This window comes from Microbispora sp. NPDC004025 (assembly GCF_053604425.1).
Genome location: NZ_JBSGHN010000010.1, coordinates 207,045 through 226,354, shown reverse-complemented (window position 1 = coordinate 226,354; position 19,310 = coordinate 207,045). Strand labels below are relative to the sequence as shown.

Sequence of the window (19,310 nt, the reverse complement as noted above, 5' to 3'; positions counted from 1 at the left end):
TGCGTACGCCGGGTCAGGCCGGCCACCAGCTGAGGTAGCGCTCACCGGTGTCGGGGAAGATCGTCACGACGGTCTGCCCCGACAGGTCCCGGCGGCGCGCGAGCTCCGCGCAGCCGTACGCCGCGGCGCCCGAGGAGACCCCGACCAGCAGCCCGGTGGTGGCCGCGATGAGGCGGGTCATGCGGGCCGCCTCGGCGTCCGGCACGGTGATCACCTCGTCGATGAGGGTGACGTCGGTGACGGGGCTGATGAAGCCGCCGTTGAGACCGGGGATGCGATGCGGCCCCGGGGCGCCTCCGGACAGCAGGGGCGAGCCCTCCGGCTCCACCGCGACGACGCGCAGCCGGGGGTTGCGCTCGCGCAGGTAGCGGGCCGTTCCGGTGAGGGTGCCGCCGGTCCCGATCCCGCACACAAGCGCGTCGACCTCGCCGCCGGTGGCGGCCCAGATCTCCGGTCCCGTGGTCGTGTAGTGGGCCATGACGTTGGCGGGGTTCTCGTGCTGGCGGGCGTACCAGGACCCGGGGACGGCGGCGTGCAGTTCCAGCGCCCGGTCGACGCAGCCCTGGAAGCCGAGGACGTGGTCGGTGAACTCGACCCGGGCGCCCAGCATGCGCAGGGTCAGCGCGCGTTCCTTCGAGGCGTTGTCCGGCATCACCACGATGCACGGGTGTCCCCGGCCGACCGCGAGCGCCGCCAGGGCGATGCCGGTGTTGCCCGAGGTGGACTCGATCACGGTCGCGCCGGGGGTCAGCGCCCCGGACGCCTCGGCCTCCTCGATCATGCGCAGCGCCACCCGGTCCTTGACGCTCGACAGCGGGTTGGCCGCCTCGAGTTTGGCGAGCACGGTGGCGGCCGGGGGCAGGCCGTCGAGGGCGAGACGGAGCAGGGGGGTGTTGCCGATGAGGTCGTCGATTCTGGTCGCTATGTCACCGCGGATGAGGGGGATCATGGGTACTCCTTGCACGTGGCCGGCTCCCCGGCGCCGCGGGGCCCGCGGGAGCCGGCCGTCGGGTCGTGATCGAGGCGGTCATCCGGCTGGGCGCGGCTCCTTGGCGGCCACCAGCAGGTATTCGTGCGAGCGGTTGGTCACCATCGGGTCGTCGTCGCCGACCGGCCGGTCGTAGCAGTGGATCCGCTCGTCCCCTAGGGTCAGATGGCGGCCGAGCACCCGGGCGACGTCCCAGGCCAGCGGCACGAATCTGCCGCCCAGCCGGCGGTTCTGCACGGCCAGCACCGCACGCGCGCCCGGCCGCATGACCCTCGTCACCGCGGCGAAGGCGTCGTCGAGCGCGCTCAGGTACTCCTCGTAGTCCCGCAGCGCGTAGAACTGGCCCTCCACGCCGGAGTCGGTGTCCAGATTCGTGCCGAAGTAGGGCAGATCCGCCAGCACGAAGTCCACTGACTCCTCCGGCAGGGGCGGGGTGCGGGCGTCGGCGCACAGCATCGTCTGGCCGGGATACGCCTCCAGGCGCCTTCGGGCCTGCTCCGCGCGCTCGGGCGACACCTCCAGACCGACCCCCTTCCGGGACTCGACCGCGCACGCCACCAGCGTGGTCCCCCAGCCGGCGAAGGGGTCGAGCACCACGTCGCCCGGCTCGGTCATCTCGACGATCAACGGCCGCAACTGGCTCACCCAGCCGCACTGGCCGGCGGCCTCCGGCAGCGCGTACGCGGGGTCCTCTCCCTGCAGCACGTGCCAGCTCGATCTGCCCATCACTCCACACCAGCCTTCTGTGTCGCCGTCGCGGCGCGACGGTCATCTGTCTCTTCCGGGTCTTCGGGGGTTCGCGCGTGGACGGCCCGGGCGGGCAGCCGGGACTCCAGGCGGAGCACGGTGAGGGCCGAGCAGGCGACGCCGCCCGCGAGCAGCAGCCACATGGAGGCCGGCGACACGCCCAGCAGCGCGGTCAGCACGGCCGGAGCCAGCGTGATCGGGATGGCCCAGGAGAACTGGTAGACCGCCATGTATCTGCCGTGGGTCTCCTCGGGGGCCGCGCTGGACACGAGCGCGGACAGCGGCGCGCCGTGCAGCATCTCCCCCAGGGTGAACAGCGCCGTCGCGGCGAAGACCCCGGCCAGGGCGACCGGCCGCGCGGGCACCCCGGCCAGCAGGGCGAACACCGCGAACGACACCCCGAACGTGGCCGCGCCGGCCGCGACGGTGCGGGTGCGCCGGTATCGGATCAGCCGCCGTGTCACCGGGATCTGCAGCAGCGCGATGCCGACGGTGTTGACGGCGTACAGCACGCCGACCAGTGACGCGGGGACGCCCAGCTCCCGGGTGACGTAGACGGGCAGCGCCACCGAAAGCACCATGTAGCCGAAGGCGGTCGGCACGTTCTGCAGGGTCAGCGCGAGGAACGTCCGGTCGCGCAGGACCAGCCGGTATCCCCCGCCCCGCCGGGGCGGCGCCGCCCGCCCTTCCGTACGGGCCCGTCCGCCGGGGACCGGGATCGTGCGGAGGATCAGCGCGGCGCCGGCGAACGCGGCCGCGCTGACGAGGACGATCACCCGGTAGGCGGCGTCGCTGCCCAGGCCGAGCGCGGCGCCCGCGATGAGGCCGCCCGCGCCGAGGCCGGCGTTGCGCAGGCTGCGCTGGGCGGCGAGGAGTCTGTCGCGATCGGCGCCCCGCGCGATCGCGGCGACGAACGACTGGATCGACGGCGGGTAGGAGCCGTCGCCGAGCGCCACCAGCGCCACCGCGAGGAACATCGTCAGCGGCGAGTCCACCAGCGGGTAGGCGGCGAACCCCGCGGCGCGCACCAGGTAGCCGCCCACCACGACGGCCCGCGCGCCGAAGCGGTCGACGAGCACGCCCGCGACGGGATTGCCGACCAGGCTGAACAGCGCCGCCGCGGTCATGATCACGCCGACCCGCTCGATCGGCAGCCCGGTGACGTGGTGGAAGAACAGCAGGGACAGGGGCAGGTACATGCCGCTGCCGGTCGCGTCGACCACCATCCCGGCCATGTACCGCGCCTGCGTCGACGGCCGGGTCACGACGGCACCGCCCCGATCCGCACCTGCTCCTCCAGCCGGGCGCCGAGCGCCCGCAGCCTGCGCTCGCACTCGGCGCGGGTGGGGGCCGAGGCGATGGCCACGGTCAGGAAGTCGGCCGAGCCCGAGGCGGGCGGCACCACCTGGCCCGCCTCGGCGTAGAGCCAGAAGTGCTCCACCCAGGGCTCGCTCGGCGCGTCGGGCAGCGCGTGGATCAGTCCCGGCCGCTTCATCATGAGCACCTGCCCCGCCATCCGCGCCGGCTCCGGCCGCCGCCCGGGGCGCAGGGCCCGCTCCACGTCGGGCAGCGGCAGGCCGAGCTGGGCGCGGATGGAGCATTCGGCGAGGTTGACCCCGAACAGGCTGTGGAAGACCTCGCGGATCTTCCCGCCGCCGGAGCGGCAGGCGATCTCGCACAGCACCAGCCGGTCGTCGGGCGTGTGGAAGATCTCCGCGTGGAACGCGTGGTCGCGCAGCCGGCCGCCGGGCCGCCGCAGCGCCGCGAGCGTCCGCCCGGTCAGCTCCAGCAGCCGGCCGGTGAGCGGGTCGCCGGGGTCGAGCGCCAGGTCGACCCGGGAGCCGGGGTCGGTGCCGAACGACGCGAGCTCGTACTGGTACTGGGACGGCCAGGCCAGCACGACCTCGCCGTCGACCACCAGCCCGTCGACGTGGCACATGCGGCCGGGCACGTACGCCTCCAGCAGCAGGTCGTCCCGCGGCTGGGCTCGCTGCTCGCCCTGCCGCGGGCCGTACGTCTCGGCGAGGAAGTCCGTCAGCGCGGCCCGGTCGCGCAGGATGCGCAGGCCGACGGAGTTGAAGCCGGCCCTGTTCTTGACCACCAGGGGGAATCCGTGGAGGCCGGCGAAGGCCAGCACGTCCGCCGCGCTCCCCGGCACGGTGTGCGGCGCGACCTCGACGCCGGCCCGCGCGGCGCGCTCCTTCATCAGGGCCTTGTCGCGGAACGGCAGCACGTCGGCGGCCCGGGGGCCGGGCAGCCCGAGCTCCTCGCGCAGGGCGGCCACGCGCAGCACGTCGGCCTCGTGCTCCCCGATCAGGTGCGTGGCGCCGTACTCGGCGGCGAGACGGGCGACCCGTCCGGCCACCTGGTCGTCGTGGTCGAAGAGCTCCAGGCGGGTGTAGCCGAGGTCGCCCTCCGGCACCCGCTCGCCGAACGGCTCGAACCTGTCGCGGGCGGCGAGGATCACCACGGGGCCCGCGTAGTCGCGCAGCCAGCGGTCGTACGGGAACGGCTCCAGCGGGTTGCGGTGCACGATGACGACGCTCATGCCAGGGCCTCCGCGAGCGCCGGCGCGGGGGCCTCGGCCACCTGCGCGAGCCAGGCCCGCCCGTCCTCGTCCGTCACCCGGATCCGGATGGCGTCCCCGATCTCCGCGCCGCGGCGGATCGCCGCGGCCGTGTCGGGGCCGGTCACCGCCAGCAGGCCGAGCCGGTCCCAGTTGTCGCGCAACGCGTGCACGGTGTCGCCCGGCTTGGCGGTGACGCGCACGTCGAGCACGCCGTCCCGCGCCGCGGCGTCGGCGACGCCCTCCACCGATTCGACCCGGCCCGGCTCGCTCACCAGGGAGCGCACGCTCGCCCCCGCGTGCGCCTGCGGCCGGTCGGGCAGCTCGGGGACCAGCCCGAACGGCCAGCCCAGCGCGTACTCGACCAGGTCGATCCCGTACGCGCCGCGCACGAGCTCGGGGATCATGTCGCCGGCGACGCGGTTGTGGCTCTCGATGATCACCGGACCGCGCGGGCCGAGCCGCAGCTCCGTGTGCGTGACGCCGTCCCTGAGGCCGATCAGGTCAAGGAAACGGGACACGCTCGCGCGGATCCGCTCCCCCACCGGCTCGTCCAGCCGGGCGGGCACGGCATGGCCGAGTTCCGCGAACCGGTCGGCGTGCACGAACTTCTCGGTGATCGCCACCACGACGTGGCGGCCCGCGAAGCTGAACGCCTCGACGCTGAACTCCGGTCCCTCGGCGTACTCCTCCATGAGGAAGTCCCGCAGGAGGTACATGGTCGAGACGCGGTCGGTCCGGGTGCCGCGCAGCCCCTCCACCGTGGCCCACACCCGGTCGGCGTCCTGCGGCCCTCCGATCCGGAAGACGCCGATGCTCGCGGTCGCGTCGGTCGGCTTGACGATGAACGGGTAGCCGTGGGCGGCGGCGAAGGAGTCCAGGTCCTCGCGCCGCAGGAGCGGCGCGGCGGCCAGCGCGGACGGGTCGAGCTCGGCGCCCGGCACCGACGCGAGGTGGCGGCGCATGGCGAGTTTGTCGCGGAACCTCCGGGTGACCTCGTAGCCGGTGCCGCCCAGGCCGAACAGGTCGTTGATCCGGCCGGCGTTCTCCAGCCCGGGCTCGGTGATGGACAGCGCGACGCGGAACCCGGGCTCCTGCCGCAACCGCCGGGCGACGGGCTCGACGGCCGCCCAGTCGGTGTAGTCCAGGACGCGCAGGACGTCGGCGAGCTCCTCCTGCTCGGGGCTGACCTTGGTCGGATGCTGGAGCAGCAGGACGGTCAGGCCCAGCTCCTTGGCTTTGCGGACGGTTTCGTCGGTGGCGCCGACTATCAGGACCGTGCTGTCCGGATTCATCGATCCACTCCTTTCGTCGGGGGGCCGGGACAGGGGGGCTCGGGCCGTACGGGACGACCCGCCGCCGTGGCGCGGCGACAAGGGTGACGCGGGTGACGGCGGTGACGCGGGAGCGAGGGCACGCGCGCCGGCGGGCACGTCGTGCAGGACGAGCGCCCGGGCCCCGATGACGGCGTCGTCGCCCACGCGCACCGGGCCGAGGACGGTCGCGCCGACGCCCAGCACCACGCGGGCTCCGATCACCGGGTGCCGCCGTTCCCCGGCCGCGCGCCGGTTGTCACGCCACCAGCCGACCGCCCCCAGCGTCACCTGGTGGTAGACGGTCACGTCGTCGCCCACGACCGCGGTCTCCCCGATGACCACGGCCGCGCCGTGGTCGACGAAGACCCTGCGCCCGAGCACCGCGCCCGGGTGGATCTCGACCCCGGTGACGGTGCGCGCCAGGAGCATCAGCAGCCGGGCCGGCAGCCGCCGCCCGCGCCGGTGCAGCCGGTGGGCGACCCGGTGCAGCCACAGCGCCGGGAGCACCGGGTGCAGCAGCGCCTCCTTCCGGTCGCGGACGGACGGGTCCCGCTCGACGATCGTCCGCAGGTCCTCGGCCAGGAGGCGCAGCAGTCTCTCCGGCCGGTCGGGGTCTGACGGCGGCGCAGGACTCCTGAAATCGGCATGCGGCATCTTCGCCTCCTCGCATTTCTCGGCGAATGAACCATCTGGCGGAAGACCCGGATTCACGAATGGCGGACTCGCCACATGGCCCGGACTTTTCTCCGCGGCCATTCCCGGGACACTGAATTACGGACCCTTTTTCCTCGGTTATCGGTAAGCGTGAGGGAACCGGAACACGCAGGTCAACCCCTACGACTACGGCCTGCGACCCGGCCTCGGCGAGGTCACGACCCGGATCCGCCGGCGATGTGCGACGCATTCGAAACGGTAACGACGATCCATGACACGAAAGCGGTAAGGGCAGGCCCGTTTCCTCTGACCGGTGCACGTCGTGATGCCGACCGCGCTCAGGAGGAACGAGCCATGACCGAGGAGTACACCGGGCCCTGGCCGCCGGAGGACGTCGAGCTCACCGCGGATGACGAGGCGGACGTCGACCCGGGTGCGGAGGAGCAAGGCATTCGCCGCAGGTGACGTTCCGCCTGAGTCCGGAGGAGAAGGCGGCCGCCAGGGCACTGGCCGAACGGGAGGGCAAGACCGTGTCTCAACTGGCCAGAGAGGCCTTCGCCCAGTACCTCCGCGACCACGCCGCCTGACCGGCTGTCGCCCCCCGGCGTAGGCGGCGTACGGAGGGCTCGCCGGAGCCCGCTCAGCGACGCGCGCCGGCGGGGTGCGAGGCCGGGGCGGGCGGAACGGCGGCGCCGGACCGGGCGAGGGCCTCGTCGAAGCGGGCCCAGACGAGGGCGGCCAGGTCGTCGTCCACGCCGAGGGGCGCGCTGACCAGGTCCGCGCCGCTCGTCAGCAGCCGGTCGTGGAAGAAACCGGGCGCGAGCAGGTAGGAGGCGACGGCGACGCGCGGGGCGAGGCCGGCCCTGGCGCGCTCCAGCGCCTCGGCGAGCGTGGGCGTCCCGGCCGAGGCGAACGCTGCGGCGACGGGACGCGAGAGCCGTACGGACAGCAGCCGGGCGGCGGCGCGGACGTCGTCCAGCGCGGCGGGGTCGGACGAGCCGGCCGCGCCAAGGATCACGGCGTCACAGGGGCGCAGGCCCGCCGCGGCCAGGCGCCGCGCCAGCACCGAGGTCAGCAGCCGGTGCGGCCCGAGCTGCCCGGCGACGACGGCGCCGGGCCGGGTGCGGGCGACGACGGCCGGCAGGTCGATGTGCGCGTGGTATCCCCCGGCGAGCAGCATGGGGACCACCACGACCGGTCCCGGCACCCGCGACAGCACGTCGGACAGCAGCGGCGCGCTGATCTCCAGGAACCCGAGTTCGACCCGTGCGGCGGGCCTGGCACGGCGCACCCGGGCCGTGAGGGAGTCCATGACCGACTCCCAGTGGCCGCTGCGGGCGCCGTGCGCCGCCATCACCAGGGTCGGGGTCCCCGGCTCCGGCGTCATCGTTCGTCCCGGCCGCAGGCCAGGCGGTAGCCGCGCTTCACGACGGTCTCGACGATGCCCGCGGGGCCGAGCGCCCGGCGCAGGCGGGTGATGGCCATCTCGACCGCGTGCTCGGCCGAGTCGCGTGCGGGGCCGCCGGGCAGCACGACACGCAGGTCGGCCCGGTTCACGACGTGCCCGGGACGCTCGGCGAGCCGCTTGAGCACGGCCATCGGGGCGGGCGGCAGCGGCTTGAGCTCGCCGTCGACCACCACGGCGTGGCCGCGGATCTCCAGGTCGTGCCCGCCGGCGACGAGCCGCGTGACGCCGCTCTCCGGCAGGTGGCGGGCGAGGGTCCGGGCGAGCGCGCCGAGGCGGGCCCGGTCGGGCTGGACGGCCCGCACGCCCCGCTGGGTCAGCGGCCCGGCCGTGACCGGGCCGACGCAGGCGGCCACCACGCGGGTGTCGAACGCGGCCAGCAGCGCGTCCTCCAGCCCGTCGGCGCGGGCGGCGCCGAGCATCGCGAGCACCGCGGGAGCGCTGGTGAAGGCCACCGCGTCCACCGATCCGGTGATCACCTGGCTGATCAGGCGGCGCAGCGGCGAGGTGTCGCGGTAGGGCAGCCACCGGTAGACCGGCACCTCGATCACCTCGGCCCCCGCCTCCCGCAGCGACGCGACGAAGCCGTCCAGCGGCTCGCCGTGCAGCTGCACCGCGATGCGGCGGCCGTGCAGGTCCTGGGCGAGCAGGTACTCCTTGACCTCGTCGCACGACTCGGTGGCCGGGGTCCAGAAGTCCACCAGACCGGCCGCCCGCACGGCCCCGCGCGCCTTGGGACCACGCGCGAGCAGCCGCGCTTTCCCGAGGTGGACGTTGAGGTCGGCGGACAGGCCCCAGCCCTCGGCCGCCGCCATCCACCCCCGGAAGCCGACGCCCGTGGTGATGACCACGTCGTCCACGGGCGCGTCCAGGCACGCCCGGGTCGCGGCGAGCAGCCCGGCGTCCTCCGCGAGCGGCACGATGCGGATCGCGGGCGCCCGCACGACCCGGGCGCCCCGCCGCTCGAGGAGCGCGGCCAGCTCCTCGCTGCGGCGGGTCGCCGTCACCCCGATCGTGAACCCGGCCAGCGCGTCGGGCGCGGTCTCAAGGGTCATCGGCACCTCCTCCAGCAGCGTGGTCATCCCACGCTCACCTCCACGGTTCCGTCCGTCACTCGAATGGGATAGGTCGGTACGGCGACGCCGGGATCGTCGACGCACACGCCGGTGACCAGCGAGAACACCTGCTTGTGCATCGGCGAGGCCACGGTCGGCTCGCCGTTCCTGGTGCCGACGATGCCCCGCGACATCACCTGCGCCCCACTGAACGGGTCGAGGTTGCCCAGGGCGTACAGGGCGCCGTCGAAGGCGCGGAAGACGGCCACCTGCCGGTCGCCGACGAGCACCGCCGCGCCCCGCTCGGGCAGCAGGTCGGTGTAGATGCAGACCGGGGTCCAGTGGCCGGCAAGGGCCGGGGTCGCGTCGAGGACGGTCATCAGCGGGTCACCTCCAGGGGAACAAGCACCGGCTTGATCTGGTCACGTTCGGTCTCGAAGGAGATCGAGGGGTCGGGAACGCCCGGGGCGTTCACGAAGCTGACGAAGCGGCGCAGCTTGTCGGGGTCCTCGATGGTGGCGCGCCATTCGTCGACGTACGTGGACACGTGCCGCTCCATCTGCGCGTCGAGCTCCGCGCAGATGCCGAGCGAGTCCTCCATGATCACCTCACGGAGGTAGTCGAGCCCGCCGTCCAGGTTCTCCAGCCAGGCCGCGGTGCGCTGCAGCCGGTCGGCGGTGCGGATGTAGAACATCAGGAACCGGTCGATGGTCCTGACCAGGTCGTCGGTGGACAGGTCGGACGCGAGCAGGTCGGCGTGGCGGGGCTTGAAGCCGCCGTTGCCGCCCACGTAGAGGTTCCAGCCCTGCTCGGTGGCGATGATGCCGAAGTCCTTCGACCGGGCCTCGGCGCACTCGCGGGCGCAGCCGGAGACGGCCGACTTCAGCTTGTGCGGCGAACGCAGCCCCCGGTAGCGCAGCTCCAGGGCGATGGCCAGGCCGACCGAGTCCTGCACGCCGTACCGGCACCAGGTGGACCCGACGCAGGATTTCACCGTCCGCAGGGCCTTGCCGTACGCGTGCCCGGACTCGAAGCCGGCGTCGACGAGCCGGCGCCAGATGGCGGGCAGCTGCTCGACCCGGGCCCCGAGCAGGTCGATGCGCTGCGCGCCGGTGATCTTCGTGTAGAGCCCGAAGTCGCGGGCCACCTCGCCGATCACGATGAGCTTGTCGGGCGTGATCTCGCCGCCCGGGATGCGCGGGACGATCGAGTAGGTGCCGTTCTTCTGGATGTTGGCCAGGAACTGGTCGTTGGTGTCCTGCAGCGCGGCCTGCTCGCCGTCGAGGATGTGGCCGCGGCCGAGGGAGGCGAGGATCGAGGCGACCACCGGCTTGCAGATGTCACAGCCGCGGCCGGTGCCGTGCTCGGCGATGAGCTGGGAGAACGTGGTGATGCCGCGGACGTTGACGATGTCGAACAGCTCGGCCCTGCTGTGCGGGAAGTGCTCGCACAGCGCCTTGCCGACGTCGACGCCCGACTTCACCAGGATCTGCTTGAGCATCGGCACGCAGCTGCCGCAGGTGGTGCCGGCCCGGGTGCAGTCCTTGATTCCCTGCACGTCGGTCAGGCCCTTGTCGGCGATGGCCGCGCAGATCCTCTCCTTCGTCACGTTGTTGCAGGAGCAGACCTGCGCGTCGTCGGGCAGGTCGACCGACGCCTTGCCCGCACCGGCGAACAGCAGGTCGCTCGGCGCGCCGGGCAGCGGCTTGCCGACGAACGGCCGCAGCGCGTTGTACGGCCCGGCGTCGCCGACGCAGATGCCGCCGAGCAGGGTCTTGGCGTCGTCGCTGATGAACAGCCGCTTGTAGACGCCGCCCACGGGGTCCATGTAGGTGACGTCGAGCGCCCCCGACATCGCGCCGAACTGCGCGACCTCCACGCCGAGCAGCTTGAGCTTGGTGGACATGTCGGCGCCGGTGAAGGCGGCCGGCCCGCTCATGATGCGCTCGGCGGCCACCTCCGCCTGGGTGTTGCAGGGCCCGACGAGGCCGTAGACCACGCCGCCCGCCAGGGCGCACTCGCCGATGGCGTAGACGTGCTCGTCGGAGGTGCGCATGCCCGCGTCGACCACGATGCCGCCGCGCTCGCCGACCTCCAGGCCGCAGGCGCGGGCGAGCTCGTCGCGCGGCCGGATGCCGGCGGAGAAGACGACGACCTGCGTGTCGATCGCCTCGCCGCCGGGCTTCACCAGCGACGCGACCCGGCCGTCCGGGCCCGCCTCGATCGAGGACACGCCCGCGCCCGTGTGGATGGTGAGCCCGAGCCCCTCGATGTGGCCGCGCAGCACCGAGCCGCCGCCCTCGTCCACCTGGCGGGGCATCAGCCAGCCGCTCATCTCGATGATGTGCGTGTCGAGCCCGAGCCCGCGCAGCGCGTCGGCCGCCTCCAGGCCGAGCAGCCCCCCGCCGATGACCACGCCCGCGCGGGCGTCCCGCGACGCCTCCCTGATGGCGTCCAGGTCGTCGATCGTCCGGTACACGAAGCAGCCCGGCAGATCCTTGCCCGGCACGGGCGGCACGAACGGCGCCGACCCGGTGGCGAGCACCAGCACGTCGTACGGCTCGCTGTCGCCGGCGTCGGTGGTGACCGTGCGGTTCGCGCGGTCGATCGCGGTGACGCGGACGCCGGTCCTGACCGTGACGCCGTCCGGCACCGGATAAGTGAGGTCCTCGACGCTCTTGCCGCTGAGGTAGGAGGTGAGCGCCACCCGGTCGTAGGCCGGGCGGGGCTCCTCTCCGAACACGGTGACCGTCCCGCCGAAGCCCCGGGCGGCCAGCGTCTCGATCAGGCGGTGTGCCGTCGGGCCGTGTCCCACTACGACGAGTCTCATGCGCTTACGCCCTCCTGCTCACACAGCCAGCCGACGATGCCCTCCACCGCGTCGCGGCAGCCGCCGCACCCGGTGGTGGCCCGAGTCGCGGCGGCCACGGCCTCCACGTCCCGCGCGCCGGACTCCCAGCACGCCCTGATCTGGCCCTTCGTCACGTTGTTGCACTGACAGACCCGGGCCGAGTCCGGCATCCGGGTGGGGTTGTCGGCCACGGCCGCGCCGCCCACGCCCGCGATGTCGGGGAACAGCAGCCCGGTCCGGTCGCCGGGCAGGGGCCCGCCCCGGTCGAACAGCTGGGTCAGCGTGCCCACGGCCGAGGTCTCGCCCAGCAGGATCGCCCCGACCAAACGGCCGTCCCGGATGACGAGCTTGCGGTAGGTGCCCTTGTGCCGGTGGGAGAAGCGGACGATCTCCGCCTCGTCCTCGGTCAGCTGGGTCTCCCCCATGGCCGCGAGCTCCACGCTCTTGGCCTTCAGCCGGGTGACCAGCCGCGAGCCGCGGTAACGCGCGCCCTTGTCCGCGCCGGTGACGAGGTCGGCCACGACCGACGCCTGCTCCCAGCCGGGGGCGACCAGCCCGTAGACGCGGCCCGCGTGCTGGGCGCACTCCCCGATCGCGAAGATCGACGGGTCGTCGGTGCGCAGCTCGTCGTCCACGACGACTCCGCGCTCCACCTCCAGCCCGGCGTCGCGGGCGAGCCCGACGACCGGCCGTACGCCGCAGGCCAGCACGACCAGGTCGGCGTCGACCAGCTCACCGCCGGCGAGCTCCACGTGCCGCTCGCGGATCGCGCTCACGGTGACGCCCGTGCGGATGGCGACGCCGAGCGCGTCGAGCGTCTCGCGGAGGATGAGCCCGGCCTCCTCGTCGAGCTGGCGCTCCATCAGGTGGCCGGCCAGGTGCAGCAGCGTCACCGGGACGCCCCGCCCGGCCAGGCCGCGCGCCGCCTCGATGCCGAGCAGCCCGCCGCCGACCACGACCGCGCTGCGCGCGCTCGCGGCGGCCTCCCTGATCCGCTCGCAGTCGTCCAGCGTGCGGAACGCCGTCGCCCGCTCCACGCCGGGGATCGGCGGGACCACCGCCTCGCTGCCCGTGGCGAGCACGAGCACGTCGTACGGCTCACGCGTCCCGTCGGCGGCGACCACCGTCTGGCAGTCCCGGTCGATGGCGGTGACCGCGACGCCGAGACGGGCGGTCACGTCGTGCTCGCCGTACCAGCGGGGGTCGAGCAGCCGGACCTGGTCCGGGCTCGACGTGCCGGCCACCACGTTCGACAGCAGCACCCGGTTGTACGGCTGCCAGGCCTCGGCGCCGAACACCGTGATCTTCACGTCCTTGTCCCGGGCGCGGACCTCGCTGACCAGGCGCGAGCCCGCCATCCCGTTCCCGACCACGACGAGTCTCATGCGACACGCTCCCCGTCTTCGCAGCGCTCGATGGCGGCGGCGCACACCTTGAACTCCGGCATCCGCGACGTGGGGTCCAGCGCCGGGTTGGTGAGCAGGTTGACGCCCTCCCAGTGGAACGGCATGAACAGCGTGTCCGGCCGGATCGAGGCGTTCACCCGGGCGGCGCCCTCGGCGGCGCCCCGGCGGCTGCGCACCCGGACGCGGTCGCCGGGGCCGATGCCCAGCCGCTCGGCGAGGTCCGGGTGCAGCTCCACGAACACCTCGGGCGACGCCTGCGTGAGCGGGCGGATCCGGCGCGTCTGCGCCCCCGACTGGTAGTGGGCGAGCACCCGCCCGGTGGTCAGGTAGAGGGGGAACTCCTCGTCCACGTCCTCGGCGGGCGGGCGGTGGTCCACCGGCACCAGGCGTGCCCGGCCGTCCGGGGTGGCGAAGCCGTCCAGGAAGGGCCGCGGGGTTCCCGGGTGGGGCTCCCCCGGGGTCTCGGGACACGGCCAGAACACGCCGGTCTCGGCCGCGATCCGCTCGTAGGTGATGCCGGAGTAGTCGGCGACCCCCCCGGCGGAGGCCCGGCGCAGCTCGTCGAAGACCGTGCGCGGGTCGGCGGGGAACTTCTCGCCGCAGCCGAGCCGCTCGGCGAGGCCCCGCAGGACCTCCAGGTCGGTGCGCGCGCCCGGTGGGGGCGCGGCGGCCTTGCGGCGCAGCAGGACCCGGCCCTCCAGGTTGGTCATCGTGCCCGACTCCTCGGCCCACTGGGTCGTGGGCAGCACGACGTCGGCCATGGCCGCGGTCTCCGACAGCACGAAGTCGCAGACCACGAGCAGGTCCAGCGCCTCCAGCCGGCGCGCGACGTGCCCGGCGCGCGGCGCCGACACGACGGGGTTGGAGCCGAACAGCAGCAGCGCCTTCGGTCCCTCCGGCGTGCCTAGCGCGTCCAGCAGCTCGTACGCCGACCGGCCGGGGCCGGGCAGGTCGGCGGGGTCGATCCCCCAGACGGCCGCGACGTGCGCCCGCGCCGCCGGGTCGTCGATCTTGCGGTAGCCGGGGAGCTGGTCGGCCTTCTGGCCGTGCTCCCTGCCGCCCTGGCCGTTGCCCTGGCCGGTCACGCAGCCGTAGCCGGAGCCCTCACGGCCCGGCAGGCCGAGGGTGAGCGCCAGGTTGACGAACGCGGTGACCGTGTCGGTGCCCTTGGCGTGCTGCTCGGCGCCCCGACCGGTCAGCACCATCGCGCGCCCCGCCTCGCCGAGGATCCGTACGGCCTCGCGCATCCGGGCGACCGGGACGCCCGTGACGCGCTCCACCCGCTCGGGCCACCAGGCCGAGACGGAGGTGCGCACCGCCTCGAAGCCGGTCGTGCGGGCGGCCAGGTAGTCCAGGTCGGCGTACCCGTCGGCGATCGCGATGTGCAGCAGGCCGAGCGCCAGCGCGAGGTCGGTGCCCGGGGTGACCTGCAGGTGCAGGTCGGCCATCTTGGCGGTCTGGGTGAGGCGCGGGTCGACGACGACGAGCCTGCCGCCCCCGGACCGCATCGCGGTCAGGTGCCGCACGAAGGGGGGCATGGTCTCGGCGACGTTGCCCCCGGCGAACAGGACGGCGTCCGCGCGGGCGATGTCGGTGATGGGGAACGGCAGTCCCCGGTCCATGCCGAAGGCCCGGTTGACCGCGGCCGCCGCCGACGACATGCAGAACCTGCCGTTGTAGTCGATCTGGCTGGTCCGCAGCGCCACCCTGGCGAACTTGCCGAGCTGGTAGGCCTTCTCGTTGGTCAGCCCGCCGCCGCCGAACACCGCCACGGCGTCCGGCCCGTGCGCGGCCCTGACGGCCTCGATCCGGGCGGCGACGTAGTCGAGCGCCTCGTCCCAGCTCACCGGGCTGCCGTGCAGCAGCGGAGTGGTGAGCCGTTCGGGTGAGGTCAGCAGTTCGGCCGCCGTCCAGCCCTTCTGGCACAGGCCGCCGGCGTTGGCCGGGATGTCCTCCCGCGGGGTGATCTCCCCCTTCGACACGTACATGCCGCACTGCAGGGCGCAGTACGGGCAGTGCGTGGCCGAGCCCACGGTCGTGTCCGCGGCGGCCTGTGAGATCACAGGCCCGGGAGCGTGGAGTGAGATCGGCATGGATCCGATGGTGCTGACAGGCGGTTTCACCGCTGGGTCCCTTCTGTTACCGCTGTGCTACAAGGCGCCAACCGCGCTAACTTCGGCGTGCGCGGCGTGTGAGAGACCCCGTCGTCTCGAAAGCTCACTTGTGCTGTCGCCGCTTGTGAGGCATCGGTCCGGAAAAGGCGGGCGCCGCTCGGGCGCCCGCATCGGAAGGTCAGACGCGAGCGGCCGCCAGGCTCGGCGCGCCCTTCGCGCCGAGGGTGCGCATGTAGCAGAACCAGGTGAGCCCGAAGCAGATCGCGTAGAAGGCGGCGAAGGCCGCCAGCGCGGCCCCCGCGCCGCCGGTGGCGGCGATGGAGCTGCCGAACCCGCGGTTGATGAAGAACCCGCCGAAGGCGCCGATCGCGGAGATGAACCCGATGGCCGCCGCCGCGTCGCGCTTGCCGGTCGCCAGCGCCTCCTCGTAGGCCGGGGTGCCGGGCTCGACGCCCGCGACCGCCTTCGCCCGGAAGATCGCCGGGATCATCCGGTACGTGGAGCCGTTGCCGACGCCCGCGGTGCCGATCAGCAGCATGAAGGCGGCGAAGAACAGCGCGATGCTGTGCGCGGTCATGGCCTGCCAGACGAGCAGGACCGAGACGATCATCGCGGCGAAGTTCCAGAACGTCACCGAGGCCCCGCCGAGGCGGTCCGACAGCCAGCCGCCGACGGGCCGGATGACCGAGCCGACCAGCGGGCCGAGGAACGCGAGCGAGGTCAGCGCGGCCTGCTCGGGGAACTGCGACTTGATCAGCAGCGGGAACGCGGTCGAGTAGCCGATGAACGAGCCGAACGTGCCGATGTAGAGGACCGACATGATCCACGTCTGCGCCCGGCCGGCCGCCTTGGCCATCTCCCGCGGCTCCGCCTTGGCCGAGGTGAGGTTGTCCATGCAGAAGTACGCCCCGGCTGCGGCGGCCAGGATGAACGGCACCCAGAACAACCCGGCGGCGGCCAGCCCGAACCCCGCGATGACCAGCGGCATCAGCAACTGCACGGAGCTGACGCCGATGTTGCCGCCGGCCGCGTTCAGGCCGAGGGCGGCGCCCTGCCTGTTCTGTGGGTAGAAGTGGGTGATGTTGGCCATGCTGGAGGCGAAGTTGCCGCCGCCGAGCCCGGCTGTCGCCGCGATCACCAGGAAGGCCCAGTAGGGCGTGCCGGGGTCGTTCACCGCCACCGCCAGCAGGCCGGCGGGCACCAGCAGCAGCAGCGCGCTGACCACGGTCCAGTTCCGGCCGCCGAACCGGGCGGGTGCGAAGGTGTAGGGGATGCGCAGCGCCGAGCCCACCAGGTTGGGCAGCGACACGATCCAGAAGAGCTGGTCGGTGGAGAACTTGTAGGCGCCGAGCTTGACGGCGACGATGCTCCACACGGTCCACAGGGTGAATCCGAGGTGTTCGGCCAGGATCGAGAACATCAGGTTCCGCCGGGCCACCTTCTTGCCGGTGCTCTCCCAGAAGACGGAGTCGTCCGGTCGCCAGTCACCGATCCAGCGGCCCTTCCCGGGTGTCGCCGCCTGCGTCGCCGTCATCGTTCCTCCCGCGTCTTTCGCATCTGGGGCCGGTACCAGAAGCTAGGGAGAGCGCGTTACGCACTTTGACCATGCGTGACCGTGCGGCCGTTACATGTGCCGCACCCGCGAAACACGCAATCCACAGGCATAACGGACGCAACATCGCGTTAACACGGGCCCGCCCCTCGTGTGGTCCGCGTTTCGTCCGCGTGACGTCGCGCGGCCCCGCCCGGCCGCCCGTCGTCACGCAAGGTCAGTGGCGCCCACATCCGGGCCCGTACGGGGAATTTCGCGACATTCCCGCGATCGCGGTACTGCCATTCCATGACCGGACTACGGCGTTTCTCCCCGGGAAATAGCGCGGACATTTCGGTTGACATGTGACCGGTTTTCCGTAGGCAGGAATATCCGCGGCGGAGAAAGGGGATACCGATGCCGCCTCCCGCCGGACGAGGACCCCCCGAGGGTCCGCGTGCACTCGGGGAGGACGGATGCCAGCGGTTTCACGCCGCGCGTTCCTTAGGTCGGGGTTCCTGCTGCCGGCGCTTCTGGCCGCACACGGTGGAATCGTCGCCGTCGCCACGCCCGTGTGGGCGGGAAACCGCCCAAGACGGCCGCGCGTGTACACCCGGTCCGACTGGAAGGCAGACCCGCCGAGGAGCAAGGCCGACGTACTCGACCGGGCGCCCGACCGGCTCGTCGTCCACCACACGGCGACGGCGAACACCGGCGCGACCGACCTCGACGCCGCCTTCCGGCTGTCCCGGTCGATCCAGCGCTACCACATGCGGCGCAACGGCTGGGAGGACATCGGTGAGCAGTTCACCGTCAGCCGGGGCGGATACGTGATGGAGGGCCGCAACCGCTCGCTGCCGGCCGTCGAGGCGGGCAGGCACGTGCTGGGCGCGCAGGCGGCCGACCACAACGACCACACGCTGGGCATCGAGACCGAGGGGACGTACACCTCCGTCCTCCCCCCGGCCCGGCAGCTGTCCGCGCTCACCACCCTGCTCGCCTGGCTGTGCGACGTGTACGACCTCGACCCGCACGAGGCCGTCATCGGCCACCGCGACCTCAACCGGACCGCCTGCCCGGGCGACCGCCTCTACGCCTACCTGCCGCGGCTGCGGGACGACGTCGCCCGCCGTCTCGGCGGTCGCGGGTCCGGACGGGACGAGCCCCCGCCGCCGCGGCTCGCGCTGCCGGATGGCGCCTACGAGGGGGTCGCGCTCGTCGGTGACCTGCCGTACGAGCACGGTCCGGCCGTGGGCCCGCACGACCTGTCCCGCTGAGTACGGCACGGGCGGCCCCCCCTCCTGCGGGGAGCCGCCCGTGGTGGCGGTGTCACAGCCGCTCGACGTTGGGCCCCCGGCAGCGGTTGCGGGTGTCGAGGACGAAGGCGCTCTCACGCTGGACCAGGGCGTAGTCGAAGCAGTCGTGGTCGGTGAGGATCACGACGGCGTCGGCCATCGCGATCTCCCGCGCCGACGCCTCGGCGAGCGCCACCCCTTCCGGCACGAGGGCGAGGTCGACGTGCGGGTCGGCCGCGCGCACGTCCGCGCCCAGCTTGCGCAGGTGCCTGGCCACCTCCAGCGCCGGGGACTCGCGGCAGTCGCCGGTGTTCTTCTTGTACGACAGGCCGAGCAGGAGCACGCGGCTGCCGTTCACGGCCTTGCGCCGGTCGTTCAGCGCCAGGACCAGCCGGTCGGCGACGTGCGCGGGCATGTGGTCGTTGACGTCGTTGGCCAGCTCCACGAACCGGAAGTTGTGCCCGAGGCTGCGCTTGACCTTCCAGGACAGGTACGACGGGTCGATGGGCAGGCAGTGGCCGCCGACGCCGGGCCCCGGGGTGAAGCGCATGAAACCGAACGGCTTCGTCGAGGCGGCGTCGATGGCCTCCCACACGTCGATGCCGAGCTGCCGCGCGAACACCGAAAGCTCGTTGACCAGGGCGATGTTGACGTGCCTGAAGGTGTTCTCCAGGAGCTTGCACAACTCGGCCACCTGGGGCGAGGACACGGGGACGACCTGCTCGACGACGGCCTCGTAGAAGGCGCGGACCCGCGCGAGGGCGGCGTCGTCGAGACCCGAGACGACCTTCGGCGTGTTCTCCAGACCCCAGAGCGCGTTGCCGGGATCGATCCGCTCCGGGCTGTAGCCCAGGTGGAATTCGCCGGGTGCGCGCAGCCCCGATCCCTCCTCCAGGATCGGCCGCAGGTACTCCTCCGTGGTGCCGGGATAGGTGGTCGACTCCAGCACCACGGTCGCGCCCGGCCGCAGGCGTGGCGCGAGCGACCGGCCGGCCGACGCGATGTGGCTGAGGTCGGGCACGCCGTCGGTCAGCGGCGTCGGCACGGTGATCACGCAGACGTCGAAGCCCTCGGCGTCGGCGTAGTCGGCGCTGGCCCGGTAGCGGCCCGTCGCGTGCGCCGCCGCGAGCGCGTCGTCGCCGACGTCCTCGACGTACGACTGGGCGGCGTTGAGACGCTTGACCCGCCACTCGTCCACCTCGACGCCCACCACGTCGAATCCCGCGCGCACCGCGCGGACGGCCAGCGGCAGGCCGACATACCCCTGCCCGACCACGACCAGTTTCTCCATCAAGGACCCCCGTCCCTTGTCTGTCACGATG

Annotated in this window: 15 protein-coding genes; 2 read left to right on the top strand and 13 right to left on the bottom strand. The window is 73.2% G+C overall.

The window, feature by feature from the left end; translation table 11 throughout:
- Positions 1–13: 13 nt before the first annotated feature.
- From ACWEQG_RS24640 to epsC, 5 genes are all read right to left on the bottom strand, one after another.
- Positions 14–949, bottom strand: coding sequence for a PLP-dependent cysteine synthase family protein (locus ACWEQG_RS24640; protein WP_452288095.1), 936 nt, complete (start codon positions 947–949; stop codon positions 14–16).
- A 78-nt stretch (positions 950–1,027) separates the two neighbouring features.
- The gene (locus ACWEQG_RS24635) at positions 1,028–1,714 is read right to left on the bottom strand and encodes a TRM11 family SAM-dependent methyltransferase (protein WP_452288093.1); all 687 of its coding nucleotides are present in this window, start codon (positions 1,712–1,714) and stop codon (positions 1,028–1,030) included.
- The gene (locus ACWEQG_RS24630) at positions 1,714–3,000 is read right to left on the bottom strand and encodes an MFS transporter (RefSeq protein WP_452288091.1); all 1,287 of its coding nucleotides are present in this window, start codon (positions 2,998–3,000) and stop codon (positions 1,714–1,716) included. Before ACWEQG_RS24630 ends, ACWEQG_RS24635 begins: the two co-directional genes overlap by 1 nt.
- Positions 2,997–4,283 carry an ATP-binding protein gene (locus tag ACWEQG_RS24625; protein ID WP_452288089.1) on the bottom strand — a complete coding sequence of 429 codons (1,287 nt, stop codon included), beginning with the start codon at positions 4,281–4,283 and terminating at the stop codon, positions 2,997–2,999. The genes ACWEQG_RS24630 and ACWEQG_RS24625 overlap by 4 nt, the downstream gene beginning before the upstream one ends.
- Positions 4,280–6,271: a serine O-acetyltransferase EpsC gene (gene epsC, locus ACWEQG_RS24620; RefSeq protein WP_452288087.1), complete on the bottom strand. Its 1,992-nt coding sequence runs from the start codon at positions 6,269–6,271 to the stop codon at positions 4,280–4,282. Before epsC ends, ACWEQG_RS24625 begins: the two co-directional genes overlap by 4 nt.
- A gap of 461 nt (positions 6,272–6,732) precedes the next feature.
- Here epsC and ACWEQG_RS24615 point away from each other — a divergent pair, with 461 nt between their 5' ends.
- Positions 6,733–6,858, top strand: coding sequence for a ribbon-helix-helix protein, CopG family (locus ACWEQG_RS24615; RefSeq protein WP_169982248.1), 126 nt, complete (start codon positions 6,733–6,735; stop codon positions 6,856–6,858).
- Between the two features lie 53 nt (positions 6,859–6,911).
- Here ACWEQG_RS24615 and ACWEQG_RS24610 read toward each other — a convergent pair whose 3' ends face one another.
- The 7 genes from ACWEQG_RS24610 to ACWEQG_RS24580 all read right to left on the bottom strand — a co-directional run bounded on the left by ACWEQG_RS24610 (position 6,912) and on the right by ACWEQG_RS24580 (position 16,696).
- Complete coding sequence (locus ACWEQG_RS24610; protein ID WP_452288086.1) at positions 6,912–7,658, bottom strand: sirohydrochlorin chelatase; 747 nt, start codon at positions 7,656–7,658, stop codon at positions 6,912–6,914.
- A complete protein-coding gene (locus tag ACWEQG_RS24605) occupies positions 7,655–8,818 on the bottom strand; it encodes a uroporphyrinogen-III synthase (protein ID WP_452288084.1) in 1,164 nt (387 codons plus the stop codon). The genes ACWEQG_RS24610 and ACWEQG_RS24605 overlap by 4 nt, the downstream gene beginning before the upstream one ends.
- A complete protein-coding gene (nirD, locus tag ACWEQG_RS24600) occupies positions 8,815–9,171 on the bottom strand; it encodes a nitrite reductase small subunit NirD (RefSeq protein ID WP_363465532.1) in 357 nt (118 codons plus the stop codon). Before nirD ends, ACWEQG_RS24605 begins: the two co-directional genes overlap by 4 nt.
- Complete coding sequence (nirB, locus tag ACWEQG_RS24595; protein WP_452288082.1) at positions 9,171–11,621, bottom strand: nitrite reductase large subunit NirB; 2,451 nt, start codon at positions 11,619–11,621, stop codon at positions 9,171–9,173. The genes nirD and nirB overlap by 1 nt, the downstream gene beginning before the upstream one ends.
- Positions 11,618–13,027, bottom strand: coding sequence for an FAD-dependent oxidoreductase (locus tag ACWEQG_RS24590; RefSeq protein ID WP_452288080.1), 1,410 nt, complete (start codon positions 13,025–13,027; stop codon positions 11,618–11,620). The genes nirB and ACWEQG_RS24590 overlap by 4 nt, the downstream gene beginning before the upstream one ends.
- The gene (locus ACWEQG_RS24585; protein ID WP_452288078.1) at positions 13,024–15,141 is read right to left on the bottom strand and encodes a molybdopterin oxidoreductase family protein; all 2,118 of its coding nucleotides are present in this window, start codon (positions 15,139–15,141) and stop codon (positions 13,024–13,026) included. The genes ACWEQG_RS24590 and ACWEQG_RS24585 overlap by 4 nt, the downstream gene beginning before the upstream one ends.
- A gap of 199 nt (positions 15,142–15,340) precedes the next feature.
- Positions 15,341–16,696 (bottom strand): MFS transporter, encoded by a 1,356-nt coding sequence (locus tag ACWEQG_RS24580; protein WP_452288076.1) that lies wholly within the window; start codon positions 16,694–16,696, stop codon positions 15,341–15,343.
- Positions 16,697–17,298: 602 nt separating this feature from the next.
- Here ACWEQG_RS24580 and ACWEQG_RS24575 point away from each other — a divergent pair.
- Positions 17,299–17,970, top strand: a complete 672-nt coding sequence (locus ACWEQG_RS24575) for a peptidoglycan recognition protein family protein (RefSeq protein ID WP_452288074.1) — start codon at positions 17,299–17,301, stop codon at positions 17,968–17,970.
- A 52-nt stretch (positions 17,971–18,022) separates the two neighbouring features.
- Here ACWEQG_RS24575 and ACWEQG_RS24570 read toward each other — a convergent pair whose 3' ends face one another.
- The gene (locus ACWEQG_RS24570; RefSeq protein ID WP_452288072.1) at positions 18,023–19,279 is read right to left on the bottom strand and encodes a nucleotide sugar dehydrogenase; all 1,257 of its coding nucleotides are present in this window, start codon (positions 19,277–19,279) and stop codon (positions 18,023–18,025) included.
- Between the last annotated feature and the right edge of the window lie 31 nt (positions 19,280–19,310).